We start from the raw sequence: 12939 nt of genomic DNA on the forward strand, positions 1-12939 counted from the left end.
CGCCCGGCTCGCAGGATCGATGCCATGAGCGAGAACACGCAGATGACAGCAGTCACCATCCCTTCCTTCGGCCCAGCCGACGTACTGCGCCTGGCCACCGTCCCGATCCCGGTCCCGGCCGCCGGAGAGGTGGCGATCGACGTCGCCTACGCAGGTGCCAACTTCGCGGAGGTCCTCTACCGGCAGGGCGTCGTGGACGTCCCGCTGCCGTTCGTGCCCGGCATCGAGGTGTCCGGACGGATCCGGGCTCTCGGCCCCGGTGTCGAAGGGCTCTCGGTCGGGCAGCCGGTCGCGGCGCTGACGATTGTCGACAGCGGCGGGTACGCCGAGGTCGTCACGACCGCCGCCGAGCTCGTCGTACCGCTGGACGACTATGGACTCAGCCTGGAGCTGGCGGCGGCGCTGCCGTCGAACAGTACGACGGCGTTCCTGGTGCTGGACCGGGTGGCGCGGATCGAGCCTGGTGAGAGCGTGCTCGTGCACGCCGCGGCAGGTGGTGTGGGCAGCCAGCTCGGTCAGGCGGCTCGCCTGCTCGGGGCAGGCCGGATCGTCGGGACCGTCGGCCGGCCAGGGAAGATCGCGGCCGCGAAGGCGTTCGGCTATGACCAGGTGATCCTGCGCGATGATGTGGCAGATGCGGGGGAGTTCGACATCGTCGTCGACATGGTTGGCGGCGCGAGTCGGCGGACGAGTCTGGATCGGTTGGCGCCCATGGGACGCCTGGTCGTGATGGGCAATGCCTCCGGCGCCGACGATGTCGGCATCTCGGCCAACGAGCTGTGGTTCACGAACAAGACGGTGTCCGGGTTCAACCTCGCCGCGTTCGCCGCCGCGAACCCGGCCGCGGCCGGCGCGGGGTTGCGGCGGGCCGTCGAAGCGGCCGCCCGCGGTCAGCTCCAGGTCCGGACCGAGACCCTCTCCCTGCAAGAGGCCGCCGACGCGCATCGGCGGATCGAGTCCGGCGTCACCACCGGCAAGCTTCTGCTTCGGGTCACCGCCTGATGGCCGGCAGGAAGAGTGCGGGTACCGCGGCGATCGCAGTGAAGGCGATCGCCCACCAGAAACTGGTCGCGTAGGCGGTCGACGCCGGGTGCCCGATGAGGTTGCTCTGCAGGACCACGGCCAACGTCGCGGCACCGAAGGCGCCACCCAACTGCTGCATGATCCGGGTCGTGCTGCTTCCGTCTGGGATCTGCCGCGGCTCCAGATCGCGGAAGGCGCCGACCATCACCGACAGGCTGACGGCGCTCAGCCCGGCGCCGCGCACGACGAGCGCGACCGCCAGCAGCCGGTACGCCGTACCCGCGAAGGCGAACGGGATCGTCCCGGCCACGGTGAGGAGAAGGCCCGCGAACACCACCGGTCGAGGTCCGAACCGGTCGGTGAGGCCGCCGGCGGTGCGGGCGAGGAGACTGCCGATGCCCTGGGGCACGAGGACGAGTCCGGCCGCGACCACGCTCTCGCCGCGCGCCTGTTGGTAGAACAGCGGCAGCAGGAGCATCGCGCCGTACAGGGCGAAACCGGTCAGGAAGAGCAGGGCGGTCGACGCGGCGAAGGATCGCGTTCGGAACAGGCTGAGATCGATGAGCGGCTCGGTGGTACACCGGACCGCGAAGACGATCAGGAGGACGATGCCGAGGCCGATCGGCAGCAGGACATCGGCGTGGCCGAAGCCGCCGTGGGTGCCGACCTGGGTGAGGCCGTAGATGATGCCGGCGAGCGCGGGGGAGACGAGCAGGAGCCCGGTCACGTCGAGCGCGGCCGCGGTCGGCTGCGGGTCAGGCTTCAGTACGCGGACGGCAAGGGTGATCGCGGCGAGGCAGATCGGCACGTTGACGTAGAAGATCCAGCGCCAGTCGAGGTGGGCGATCATCAGGCCGCCGATCACCGGGCCGAGGATCGGTCCGATCAGTGCGGGCAGGGTGACGACGGCCATCAGGCGGCCCATCCGCTCGCGGCCCGCAGCCCGGAACAGCAGGGTCTGCAGGATCGGGAGCATCAGCCCGCCGCCGAGGCCCTGGATCACCCGGAACGCGATCAACGACTCGATGTTCCAAGCGGCTCCGCACAGCATCGAGCCGGCCAGGAACAGGGCCAGCGCGATGATCCACATCCGCTTGGCGCCGAACCGGTCGGCCGACCATCCGGTGATCGGGATCGCGATCGCCAGCGCCAGCAGGTACGCCGTACTGACCCATTGCACTGTGGACACGCCCGTGTGCAGTTCGGTGCCGAGGGTGTGGATCGCGACGTTGACGATCGTGCTGTCGAGCAGTGGTGCGAGCGCGCCGAGCACGAGGACGCCGGCGAGTTTCAGCACCGCGCGATCCAGGCGGTCGGGAGTGGTCGTGGTGGTCACCCGAGAGTCTCCTTAGAGACGGTTCGTCTCTTACGGGTTTCAGAGTAGACTCGGGTCGTTAGGAGACGCAAGGTCTCTTGTTGGGAGTCGAGCAATGGAGCAGACGCAGCGCCGGCGGGGTGCCGAACTCGAGGCTGTGCTGCTCGACGCTGCGTGGGACGAGCTGCTGGAGTCCGGCTACGCGGGGTTGACGATGGAGGGCGTCGCTGCGCGGGCCCACACCGGCAAGCAGGTGCTGTACCGGCGGTGGAAGAACCGGGCGGCGTTGGTGATCGCCGCGATGCGGTATCGCACCGGCTCGATCGTCGAGGACATCCCCGACACCGGGAGCCTGCGCGACGATGTGCTCGCCGTCCTGCAGCGGATGGCCGACCGATTCGCCTCACTCGGGCCCGACATCGTCCATGGGCTGCTCGCCGAGGCGCCGGATCTGGATCCGGAGGTCTCCACCCGGATGACCGGCGTGATGGCGACCATCGTGCGGCGGGCCGCGGCGCGCGGCGAGATCCCGACCGCGGACGTTCCCAACCGGGTGCTCACCGCGCCCACCAATCTGCTGCGCCACGAGATGCTCTTCACCAGCGAGCCGGTGGCCGCGTCGACGCTGACCTCGCTGGTCGACGACGTCTTCCTGCCGCTCGTGCGTGCTACCTGAAGGCCGCGACGTTGCGGGTGGCCCAGTCCGCGAAGGTCCGTGCGGGTCGGCCGAGTACCTTCTCGACGTCCGGGGTCACCTGCTGCTCGGCGGCGTACGGCGTACCGAGGATGTCAAGGGTGCTCTCCGCGACCTGCTCGGGCATGTAGCCGAGCATCCGGTTGCGCGCTTGTGTTCGGCTGAGCTCGACGAATCGCACCGACTCACCCAGAGCGGCACCGATGGCGGCGGCCTGGTCTCTGGGGGAGACCGCCGCTGGCCCGGTCAAGGTGTACCTGGCGCCCGCGTGGCCAGGCTCGCGAAGGGCGACCGCGGCGACCTCGGCGATGTCGTCCGGATCGACAGCCGGCAGCGCCACGTCGCCGAACGGCGCGGAGACCAGCCGCTCAGCCCGGACTGACTCGGCCCACTGGAACGCGTTGGAGCTGAAGTTGCCGGGTCGCAGCAAGGTCCACTCCAGGCCTGACTGGACGACGGCGTCCTCCAGGTTCGACGGGTGGCGCTGGGTGCCGACGCCTTGCGACGACAGCAGGACGATCCGCTCGACGCCGGCACCCTGCACGACCCGTACGACATCGGTCAGGTTTCCCCGTGCCACGAAGTCGCCGGAGGTGAGCAGGAAGATCGCCTTGGCGCCGTCGAGCGCCGGCTTCAGGCTCTCAGGCTCGGCGAGGTCGACCTGGTGGCGACGTACTCCTGCCGGTGCGTCGGTGATGCTGCGGGTCACGGCGGTCACCTGCTCGCCGGCTTCGGTGAGTGCCCGGACTAGCGGACGGCCGACGTTGCCGGTGGCTCCGGTGATCACGATCATGTTCGCTCCTCGTTCGGTTGACTGACGAGGACGCTACTTGCTGTGGAATAGTAGGTACCTAGAGGAAAGTACTGGCGGGAGGCGGGTTTGTGAGCGAGCGCACAGCGGTGGAGCCGGTCCAGGCGTGTCCGATCGCGCCGGTGGTCGATCTGGTCTTCAGCCGGTGGACGACGCCGATCCTGTGGACGCTGAACGAGTACGGGCGTCAGCGGTTCGTCGAGCTCGAGCGGCGGATCGGGGTGATCACGCCGAAGGTTCTGACCCAGCGGCTCCGTCAGCTCGAACGCGACGGGCTGGTGCAGCGCACGTACTACCCGGAGGTGCCGCCACGGGTCGAGTACGAGATCACCGACCTCGGCCGCAGCCTCGCCCCGCTCTTCCACTCCCTTGCCGAGTGGTCCCCGAACCTCGCGAAGGTCGAGGAGGCCCGCGCGCACTTCGACACCCACGCGCCCGCCCACCGCCGCCCCTAACCCGCACCGATCGCTCAGCTGAGCTGCTCGGCCAGCCCGATGAGGATCCCTTCAGGGCCGCGGACGTAGCAGAGCCGGTAGAAGTCCTCGTACTGAACGATCTGATCGACGAGTTCGGCGCCGTGAGTGCGCAGGCGGGCCACAACGTCGTCGATGTCGTCGACGGTGAACATGATGCGATGCATGCCCACCGTGTTGTGCGGCGGATTCTGCGGTGTGGCGGCGATCACCGCCGGAGTGTGGTACTTCGACAGCTCGAGCCGGGCGTGGCCGTCCGGGGTCCGCATCATCGCGACGTCGCAGCGGACGCCGTCGAGTCCGACGGTGTGGTCCGCCCAGGGGCCTTCGATCTGCGCTCTGCCTTCCACTTCCAGGCCGAGTTCTTCGAAGAACGCGACGGCAGCCTCGAGGTCGTCGAAGACAATGCCGACGTTGTCCATCCGTTGAATCGTCACCGTGGTTCTCCTCCTTGGTCGTGCGGCCTGTCCTGGCCACTGATGTACCAGGGACGAAGCCGGTACCGCGTTCTCGACAAGCGGAGGGTCAGGCGACGCCGACCAGTTCGCGGGTGGGGGTCCGCAGTTGGTCGAGGAGGGTGAAGAAGTGAGAGGCGGCGTCGGGTAGGCGGAGCAGGCCGGCTTCGTGGTCTCGCCAGCCGAAGAGGAGTTCGCCGTTGAGGGTGTGCTCGTCGAGCGGTACGGCGTACCTGCTCAGGGTGACGCGGGCCGGGCCGGACTGCGGGTGGTGGTCGCCGCAACCGCACTCGGCGGCGATCGTGATCGCGGTGAGCGCGTCGGGGGAGAAGCGGCGCAGGCGGAGCGTCGTACCGCGTGCGGTGAACGTGGCGATCGTTGCGTCAGGCAACTGAACGAGCAGCTCGACCGGTACGGCGTGGGAGCCGGGCAGCAGCCGGAGGCCGCGGGACGCGAGCAGGTCGGCGAAAGCCGGGAGATTCATGGCGAAAGATCCTGTGAGTGCTGGTGTCGGCGGGCGGGCCACGGAAAGGGGCAGGGCCTCGTGCGCCGGAGACGGCGCGCGTCAGCGACAACAGCAACACAGCAGGAACATGCCGAAGATCATGACAGAGCTCGAAGACCCTGCCAAACACGGTCCGCCATCTGGGACAACAGTCCGTGATGTGTCAGGCGACGGCGGGATCAGTCGGCTTTCTTGCCGAACATGATCTCGTCCCAGCTCGGGACGCTGGCGCGCTTGGCGTTGCGGCGGGCCGGCTTCTTCTTCGGCTCCGCCGGAGCTTCTTCCTTCGCCGCAGGCGCGGCGTCGGAGGCGGCGGAGGCCGCGGGAGCGGCAGGCGGCTCGGTGGTGGCCGGCTGCTTGGGCGCGGGCGCCTCGACCGGCGGCGGAGTCGGCTCGGCAGCTGCCGGGGTGGTCGGCGCTGAGCGGTGATCGGCCGGAGCGGGACGCTCCTCCGGAGCAGTGCGAGCAGCCGGGCGCTCGGCGGGGCGGGACTCGGGTGCCTGGCGCACGGGAGCCGGGGGAGTGCGGTCCGGAGTGGCGCGGCGTTCGGTGAACGGGTTCTCGCGCGCGGCAGCACGCTCCTCGGGCGGACCCATCGAGGCAGCCTCGGCCGGGAGCTGAGTGGGACGCTCGACGGCACGCACGGCCGGACGCAGCGTCGGCGGCTGCTCGACCGGTACGTCGATCAGCGTCGGCTCCTCGTCCGGGTCCGGCACAGAGTGCACCCGGCGCGGACCACGCTCGGCGTCGCGCGTGGTGTGGCCGTCATGCCCGGCGTCCCGGGAAACCGGCTGGTTTCGCCGTGGCAGGCTGACGGTGTCCTCGAAGCCGGCCTCGTAGCTGTCGGCCCCGTGGTCGGGCGCGATGGACAGGTCGATGTCGGCCACCGCGCTCAGCCGGCGCTCGCCTGGCTGGTGCGCGGGCTGGACCGGCGGCGGCATCACCTGCGCCTGCTCACCCACCAGCCACCGGGCCTCGTCGTCGTCCGGGACCGCGAACCGACCAGGAGCGTCGTACGCGAACATCGCGATCTTCTCTTCCTTCTGCTCCTCCGCGTCGTCGGCCGCGACGAAGTAGGAGACCCGGACCGCCCAGCGGCCGTCGTCGCGCCGCCAGGCATCCCACTCGGCCGACGCCGGGTCGACCTGGCGGGTGCGGAGCCGCTCGGTGACCCAGGCGCCGAGGTTGCGGGCCGGGGCGTCGGCACCGCCACGGCGACGGACGGAGGCGCGCTGCGCGAGGCTCGCGATGTGGTCCCGCTCGGCCAGGACCGGACCGGCGAACGCCATCACGCGTTCCATCGGCATCTGGGCGACGGCCGCCACCGCCTCGGGACTTTCGCCGGCGCGGATACGAGCCTGGATGTCTCGTGGGCGCAGCGCGCTCTCCATTTGAATCTCCAGCTGGCCGAGTCGGGCACGGTCGCCGCGCAGGGCCGCACGCAACCGGTCGTCGACCGGAACGGCGAACTCCTCACCCGTCTCTGCCATCGCCAGGATGAGTTGCTTGCCATCCTCGCTCAGACCGACGAGCCTCGCCTCGCGCATTGCCTTTGTTCTCCTGTGCGGTTCTCGACAGTCTCTCCCGTGACGTGCTGCCTGACCAAGACCGGCGCGCCGTGCCGCCCGGTCATTGTGGAGGTTCTGTCACGAAATCACATCTTGCCTGCTCACAAGGGTCCTTGTGATCACACCAGTCACAGTAGTCACAACACGGTGTGACCGCGACTCAGTACTCAGTCACCGAACGCCGAACGGACCGCCAGAGCGCGCTTGATGTCGTCGGTGTCGTCGCCGACAGCACGCTGGATTCCGGCCGCGACCGAATCGTCGGCGGCCAGCTCACCGGCCAGCCGGACCACCCGCTCGTCGATCGCGTACCGCGGGAACGACGTGTGCGCGCTGCTCGCGATCACCCAGCCGGAACGGAACTTGGCGGTGCCGGCGATCTCGGCGAAGAACCGGTCGACGTACGGCGCGGTGAGCTCGGCCTGCGCCGGGTGCCAGAAGCCCGTCCCGGCGGCGTACAGCTCGTAGTTCGCGACGTCGGCGTCGGCCATGATGATCGCCCAGGCTCGCTCCTTGGCCTCCGGCGTCGGCAGCGCGGCCCGGCACTCGGTGGCGTGCACGACACCCTCGGAGGTGTTGTCGCGGGCGAGCTCGGCGTCGATGTCGGCATCGCCGATCGCACCGAGGCGGGCCAGTTGCAGCGTCACCATCCAGCGCAGCTCGGCGTCGACCGGGAGTCCTTCGGGGACGTCGCTGCCGCTCAGCCAGCCCTGCAGCAGGTCCACGTCGTCGGTCAGCTTGACCAGGCCGCGCGCCGCCGCGAGCTGCAGGCTGCTGCCCGCCGGTGCCGACCGGAGCCGCTCGGCCAGTACGTCGGCCAGCCGGCCGCGGTACGGCTCGTAGGGCAGGTAGACGCCGAGCAGCCGGCTCTGCGCCCAGCCGACCATCGACGAGACCGCGATGTCGCTGGTCTCGCCGGGCAGCATGCTGAGCAGGACCTCGAAGCCGAGCTTCGGGTCGAGCTCGGCGTCCGCGACCGCGTCCCGGATGCTGTTGAGAACGACGGCCCGGGTCACCCCGCTCTCGATCTTCGGCAGCACGTCCGCGAGGTTCGCCAGGCTGTCCGCGTCGAGCCGGATCTTCGCCCAGGTGTCGTCGCCCGCGTCCGGGATCACCACCGCGGCCGAAGAGTCGAGCGCCACGTCCACCTCGTCCGCGTCCAGCAGTACGTCGACCGTGGTCGCGCGCCCGTCCGCGTCGTACCCACCGACGGTCAGCTTGTGCGGTCGGGTCGCCGGGTGTGCGGTCGGCGCGACGCGGCGTAGCTTGATGCCGGTCTCGGTGCGGACAGCGCTGATCGTGTCGAGACCCGGGGTACGGAGCCAGTTCTGCGCCCACGTGTCCAGGTTGACGGCACCGGCCTCGGTCCACTTCGCGAGCAGGTCGGCGAAGGTCGCGTTGGCGAACTCGTTCGCGACGATGTGCGCCTTGACGCCGGCCAGGAAGATGTCGTCACCGAGGTAGGCGGCGAGCTGCTTCAGCACCGCCGCGCCCTTGGCGTACGAGATGCCGTCGAAGTCGTCGAGGGACGCGAGCGCGTCCTTCACCGCGTCGGCCGCGACCGGGTGTGTCGACGAACGCTGGTCGGCCTGCAGACCCCACCACTTCCGGATGAAGGCGAAGTCGATCCAGTTGTCCTGGTAGTCGGTCGCGGCGGTCGACACCCGGTGCGCCATGTACTCGGCGAACGACTCGTTCAGCCACAGGTCGTTCCACCACTGCATCGTGACGGTGTCGCCGAACCACTGGTGCGCCATCTCGTGGACGATCGTCCGGGCCCGTTGGCTGCGCTCGGCGTCGGTCGCCGCGGACCGGAACACCATCGAGTCGCGGAACGTCACGCAACCCGGGTTCTCCATCGCGCCGGCGTTGAACTCCGGCACGAAGGCCTGGTGGTACTCGCCGAACGGGTACCGGTAGCCGAACATCCGGTGGTACTCGTCGAAGGCCTGCTTGGTGACCCGGAAGATGTCCTCGGCCTCGCGGTCCAGCGCTTCCTTCAGCGACTGCCGCGACACCACGCTCAGCGCGATCCCGTCGTGGGAGTCGGTCAGCTGGTGGTACGGTCCGGCCACGACGGTGACGAAGTACGTCGACAGCGGCAGCGTCTCGGTCAGCTCCCAGCGGCCGGGGGAGACCTGGGTCGCGGCTCCGTTGCCGAGCACCAGCCACTCCGGCGGCGCGGTCACCTTCAGCCGGTACGGCGCCTTGAGGTCGGGCTGGTCGAAGCACGCGAAGATGCGCGGCGCGGCGTCGAGGAAGGACATCGCGTAGGTGTAGACGAGACCGTCGGCGGCGTCGACCGCGCGGTGCAGTCCCTCACCGTCGTGGGAGTACGCCATCGAGGCGGCGACGACGAGCTCGTTGTCCGGCTGCAGGCCGGTGAGCTCGAGCCGTCCGTCGTTCAGCCCGGCGACGTCGACCGGTGCGCCGTTCAGCGTCACCGACAACAGCTCGTCGGGTTGCACGTCCAGCCACGTCGTCTGCTCCGACGCGGTGAACCTGATGGTGGTGGTGGACCCGAACGTGCGCTCGCCCTGGGTGAGGTCGAGATCGACGTCGTACGACTGGACGGAGAGTGCGGCGGCCCGAGTGCGGGCGCCGTCCACGGTGAGACTCGGCATGAGGGCCACTGTATGCCGTGATTAGGCTGAGCACATGAGCGAGATGGAGTACCGGCAACTGGGTGACTCAGGGCTGACTGTGAGCGTGGTCGGACTCGGCTGCAACAACTTCGGGCGGCGGCTGGATGCCACGCGTACGGACGTGGTGGTGAACGCCGCGGTGGACGCGGGCATCACCTTGTTCGACACCGCGGACGTCTACCACGGCGAGCACGGGTCCAGCGAAGAGCTGCTCGGCAAAGCCCTCGGTGGCCGGCGCGACGAGGTGGTGATCGCGACCAAGTTCGGCGGCGACATGCACGGGGCGAACGGTCCGGACTGGGGTGCCCGCGCCTCCCGCCGGTACATCCGCAAGGCGGTCGAATCGAGTCTGCAGCGGCTCGGCACCGACTGGATCGACCTCTACCAGCTGCACCTGCCGGACCAGGTCACCCCGATCGAGGAGACCCTCGCGGCGCTGTCCGAGCTCGTTGCCGAGGGCAAGGTCCGGTACATCGGCAGTTCCCAGTTCGCCGGCTGGCAGGTGGTGGACGCGGACTGGGCCGCCCGGACCGCCGGCCTCGAGCACTTCATCAGCGCCCAGAACCGGTACTCGCTGCTCGAGCGCGAGGTCGAGGACGAACTGGTGCCCGCGTGCGAGCACCTCGGCATCGGCGTCCTGCCGTTCTTCCCGCTCTCGTCCGGCCTGCTCACCGGCAAGTACAAGCGGGGCGAGGAGGCACCCGCCGGGACGCGGCTGGCGACCCAGCCAGACCGTCTGGCCACCGCCGACTTCGACAAGATCGAGGCGCTGGAGACGTTCGCGGCCGAGCGCGACCTGACCATGATCGACGTCGCGATCGGCGGCCTCGCGGCCCAGCCCGCGGTCGCCTCGGTCATCGCCGGCGCCACCACAGCGGAGCAGATCGCGCAGAACGTCGCGGCCGGGATGTGGGAGCCCACCGCCGCCGACCTGGCCGCCCTGGACGAGCTCACCTGATGCTGATTCTGCTGCCGCCGTCCGAGGGCAAGACCGGACGGTCTCGCGGTCGCGCCGTCGACTTCTCGACTCTCTCGTTCCCGGAGCTGAACCCCGTCCGCGAGCAAGTCCTGGAGACGCTGGCGAAGGTGTCCGCGTCTTCCGACGCGTACGACGTCCTGGACGTGGGCGCCTCGCTGCAAGGTGAGGTCGACCGCAACACCCGCTGGCGTACCGAGCCCGCGGTGCCGGTGTCCGAGCTGTACTCCGGCGTCCTGTACGACGCTCTCGGGTACGCGAGCATGTCCGCGGGCACCAAGCGCCGCGCGGGCAGCCGCTTGCTCGTGGTGTCCGCGGCGTGGGGCGCGTTGCGGCCGGCCGACCGCGTACCGCCGTACCGGCTCTCGATGGGTACGACGCTGCCCGGTCATGGACCGCTGGCGTCGGTCTGGCGCGATCCGCTGGCGGCCGCGCTGTCGGAGACCAGCGGTGTGATCGTCGACTGCCGCTCCTCGACGTACGTCGCCGCGTGGCGCCCGAGCGGTGACCAGGCAGCCAAGTGGGTCTCGGTCAACGTCGTCCGTGAACGCGACGGTGTTCGGACGGTCGTGTCGCACATGGCCAAGCACACCCGCGGCCTGGTCGCGCGGCACCTGCTCGAGTCCGGCAAGGACCCCGGAACCCCGAAGTCCCTGCACAAGCTGGTCAGCGAACGCTGGAACGCCGAACTCGACCGCACCGGCGCCGGCTGGACACTCACCGTCGTCGAGCACGACTGATCGTTGCCGCTGAGGCCTTTCGAGACCGGAAAGCCTTGCAAACAGGGGATGTGGGCACCTGCTCCGGCGCTTGACAGGGTGCCGACCGCGGCGGACGCTCCGAAGAAGACCGGTTCCGGCGGTCTTGCTGTGGGTGACAGCGAGACTCCAAGGGGGAAGCATCATGCGGATCAATCGTGTCGGCGCTGACATCAGCGTTCTGAGTGACCAACTGCCGGTGCCCGGCATCGGCTTCCTGCCCGTGAACGCGTTCGTCCTGCTCGCGGCCGAGCCGCTGGTGGTCGACACCGGGTTGAGCCTGCCGGACCGTGGCTTCATGGATGCGCTCGGCTCGGTCGTCGATCCGGCCGACGTGCGGTGGATCTGGCTGACCCATCCGGACCGCGACCACACCGGCTCGCTGTTCGACCTGCTGGAGGCGGCTCCGCAGGCGCGGCTGATCACGACGTTCATCGGCGCGGGGATCATGTCGACCGAGCGGCCGCTGCCGATGGACCGCCTGTACTTGCTGAACCCGGGCCAGTCGCTGTCCTTGGGCGACCGGACGGTGACTGCCTTGCGGCCGCCGTTGTACGACAGTCCCGCGACCGTGGGCTTCTACGACGACCGCTCGCGGGCACTGTTCAGCTCCGACTGTTTCGGCTCGCCGATGCCGACGCCGGAGCTCGCCGACTGCGGAGATGTCGGTGACGCTCCGCGGGACGCGCTGCGCGGCGGGCAGCTGCTCTGGGCAACGATCGACAGTCCCTGGGTGCACAACGTCGACGCGGAGGCCTTCCGGCGTACCGTGCAGCCGATCCGGGAGATGGATCCCGACGTCATCCTCAGCAGCCACTTGCCGCCGGCGCCGGGACAGACGGCCGAGTTCCTGGATCTGCTCGAGACGGCGCCGCGGGCGGATGCCTTCGTCGGACCGGATCAGCAGGCCTTGGAGGAGATGCTGGCGAGCTTCGAGCCGGCGCCCTCGCCGGGGTGATCCGGTCCGCGCATCGGCGGGCGTTCATTCGGCTTTCATCCGTGAGTGGTTTCTTACTGCGTGTGATCGGGGAAGGCTGAGGGCAGTACGTCAGGGGGGAATCCGCCCCACCCTCGGAGGCCTGACCTATGCGACGTTCGATCACCGCTGCACTGACAGCAGTCGCCGCGACCGCGGCGTTCACCCTGAGCGCCGGACCGGCGCTCGCCTACCCACCGGACCCGCCGTCGGCCGGTACGGCGGCCACCCAGCTGGCGAGCCTCACCGTGAAGACGGAGGGCTCGACGAGCGGGTACAGCCGCGACCTGTTCCCGCACTGGATCACGCAGTCCGGTAGCTGCGACACCCGGGAACAGGTGCTCAAGCGGGACGGCACCGGCGTCACCGTCGACAGCAGCTGCCAGCCGACCACCGGTCGCTGGTACAGCGTGTACGACGCCACTTACGTGAACGACTCTTCGGGCGTCGACATCGATCACATCGTCCCGCTCGCTGAAGCCTGGAAATCCGGTGCGAACGGCTGGACCACGGCCCGTCGCCAGCAGTTCGCGAACGACCTGAGCATCGCGCAGCTGATCGCGGTGTCGGCGTCGAGCAACCGGTCCAAGGGCGACAAGGACCCGTCCGAGTGGAAGCCGACCAACGCCTCGGTGCACTGCATCTACGCCCGCGAGTGGATCTGGGTGAAGTACACCTACGGCCTCTCGCTGCAGTCGGCCGAGAAGACCGCGCTGCAGCAGATGCTGGCGGCCTGCTGA

General features: G+C 69.5%; 13 protein-coding genes. 7 read left to right on the plus strand and 6 right to left on the minus strand.

The window, feature by feature from the left end:
• The first annotated feature begins 24 nt into the window (after positions 1-24).
• On the plus strand, positions 25-1002 hold the full coding sequence (locus ACGFH6_RS27590; protein ID WP_393389562.1) for a zinc-binding alcohol dehydrogenase family protein: 978 nt from the start codon (positions 25-27) through the stop codon (positions 1000-1002).
• Here the strand turns inward: ACGFH6_RS27590 and ACGFH6_RS27595 are convergent.
• On the minus strand, positions 992-2359 hold the full coding sequence (locus tag ACGFH6_RS27595; protein WP_393389565.1) for an MDR family MFS transporter: 1368 nt from the start codon (positions 2357-2359) through the stop codon (positions 992-994). The two genes, ACGFH6_RS27590 and ACGFH6_RS27595, sit on opposite strands and share 11 nt — an antisense overlap.
• A gap of 94 nt (positions 2360-2453) precedes the next feature.
• Here ACGFH6_RS27595 and ACGFH6_RS27600 point away from each other — a divergent pair, with 94 nt between their 5' ends.
• Complete coding sequence (locus ACGFH6_RS27600) at positions 2454-3014, plus strand: TetR/AcrR family transcriptional regulator (protein WP_393389568.1); 561 nt, start codon at positions 2454-2456, stop codon at positions 3012-3014.
• Here ACGFH6_RS27600 and ACGFH6_RS27605 read toward each other — a convergent pair.
• A complete protein-coding gene (locus ACGFH6_RS27605) occupies positions 3007-3825 on the minus strand; it encodes an NAD(P)H-binding protein (protein ID WP_393389570.1) in 819 nt (272 codons plus the stop codon). The two genes, ACGFH6_RS27600 and ACGFH6_RS27605, sit on opposite strands and share 8 nt — an antisense overlap.
• A gap of 89 nt (positions 3826-3914) precedes the next feature.
• On the opposite strand from ACGFH6_RS27605, the gene ACGFH6_RS27610 reads away from it, so the two are divergent.
• Complete coding sequence (locus tag ACGFH6_RS27610) at positions 3915-4298, plus strand: winged helix-turn-helix transcriptional regulator (protein ID WP_393389573.1); 384 nt, start codon at positions 3915-3917, stop codon at positions 4296-4298.
• A gap of 14 nt (positions 4299-4312) precedes the next feature.
• On the opposite strand, the gene ACGFH6_RS27615 is transcribed toward ACGFH6_RS27610, so the two are convergent.
• The 4 genes from ACGFH6_RS27615 to pepN all read right to left on the minus strand — a co-directional run bounded on the left by ACGFH6_RS27615 (position 4313) and on the right by pepN (position 9468).
• Positions 4313-4753: a VOC family protein gene (locus ACGFH6_RS27615; RefSeq protein WP_393389574.1), complete on the minus strand. Its 441-nt coding sequence runs from the start codon at positions 4751-4753 to the stop codon at positions 4313-4315.
• An 88-nt stretch (positions 4754-4841) separates the two neighbouring features.
• A complete protein-coding gene (locus ACGFH6_RS27620; RefSeq protein ID WP_393389577.1) occupies positions 4842-5255 on the minus strand; it encodes a hypothetical protein in 414 nt (137 codons plus the stop codon).
• A 200-nt stretch (positions 5256-5455) separates the two neighbouring features.
• Positions 5456-6823, minus strand: coding sequence for a septation protein SepH (gene sepH / locus ACGFH6_RS27625; protein ID WP_393389580.1), 1368 nt, complete (start codon positions 6821-6823; stop codon positions 5456-5458).
• Positions 6824-7011: 188 nt separating this feature from the next.
• Entirely contained in the window at positions 7012-9468 is a 2457-nt protein-coding gene (pepN, locus tag ACGFH6_RS27630) for an aminopeptidase N (protein ID WP_393389582.1), read from the minus strand.
• A gap of 34 nt (positions 9469-9502) precedes the next feature.
• Here pepN and ACGFH6_RS27635 point away from each other — a divergent pair, with 34 nt between their 5' ends.
• The 4 genes from ACGFH6_RS27635 to ACGFH6_RS27650 all read left to right on the plus strand — a co-directional run bounded on the left by ACGFH6_RS27635 (position 9503) and on the right by ACGFH6_RS27650 (position 12939).
• Positions 9503-10447 carry an aldo/keto reductase gene (locus ACGFH6_RS27635; RefSeq protein WP_393389584.1) on the plus strand — a complete coding sequence of 315 codons (945 nt, stop codon included), beginning with the start codon at positions 9503-9505 and terminating at the stop codon, positions 10445-10447.
• On the plus strand, positions 10447-11205 hold the full coding sequence (locus ACGFH6_RS27640; protein WP_393389587.1) for a YaaA family protein: 759 nt from the start codon (positions 10447-10449) through the stop codon (positions 11203-11205). The genes ACGFH6_RS27635 and ACGFH6_RS27640 overlap by 1 nt, the downstream gene beginning before the upstream one ends.
• 163 nt (positions 11206-11368) lie before the next feature.
• Complete coding sequence (locus ACGFH6_RS27645; RefSeq protein WP_393389590.1) at positions 11369-12181, plus strand: MBL fold metallo-hydrolase; 813 nt, start codon at positions 11369-11371, stop codon at positions 12179-12181.
• A 128-nt stretch (positions 12182-12309) separates the two neighbouring features.
• Complete coding sequence (locus tag ACGFH6_RS27650) at positions 12310-12939, plus strand: HNH endonuclease family protein (RefSeq protein ID WP_360448784.1); 630 nt, start codon at positions 12310-12312, stop codon at positions 12937-12939.

The organism is Kribbella sp. NPDC049227 (assembly GCF_043197265.1).
Classification (GTDB): Bacteria; Actinomycetota; Actinomycetes; order Propionibacteriales; family Kribbellaceae; genus Kribbella.

Bases quoted from the DNA above. Each gene is read 5' to 3' on its own strand.
- ACGFH6_RS27590 (WP_393389562.1), top strand. From the start codon at position 25: ATGAGCGAGAACACGCAGATGACAGCAGTCACCATCCCTTCCTTCGGC.
- ACGFH6_RS27600 (WP_393389568.1), top strand. From the start codon at position 2,454: ATGGAGCAGACGCAGCGCCGGCGGGGTGCCGAACTCGAGGCTGTGCTG.
- ACGFH6_RS27605 (WP_393389570.1), bottom strand. From the start codon at position 3,825: ATGATCGTGATCACCGGAGCCACCGGCAACGTCGGCCGTCCGCTAGTC.
- ACGFH6_RS27620 (WP_393389577.1), bottom strand. From the start codon at position 5,255: ATGAATCTCCCGGCTTTCGCCGACCTGCTCGCGTCCCGCGGCCTCCGG.
- sepH (WP_393389580.1), bottom strand. From the start codon at position 6,823: ATGCGCGAGGCGAGGCTCGTCGGTCTGAGCGAGGATGGCAAGCAACTC.
- pepN (WP_393389582.1), bottom strand. From the start codon at position 9,468: ATGCCGAGTCTCACCGTGGACGGCGCCCGCACTCGGGCCGCCGCACTC.
- ACGFH6_RS27635 (WP_393389584.1), top strand. From the start codon at position 9,503: ATGAGCGAGATGGAGTACCGGCAACTGGGTGACTCAGGGCTGACTGTG.
- ACGFH6_RS27640 (WP_393389587.1), top strand. From the start codon at position 10,447: ATGCTGATTCTGCTGCCGCCGTCCGAGGGCAAGACCGGACGGTCTCGC.
- ACGFH6_RS27645 (WP_393389590.1), top strand. From the start codon at position 11,369: ATGCGGATCAATCGTGTCGGCGCTGACATCAGCGTTCTGAGTGACCAA.
- ACGFH6_RS27650 (WP_360448784.1), top strand. From the start codon at position 12,310: ATGCGACGTTCGATCACCGCTGCACTGACAGCAGTCGCCGCGACCGCG.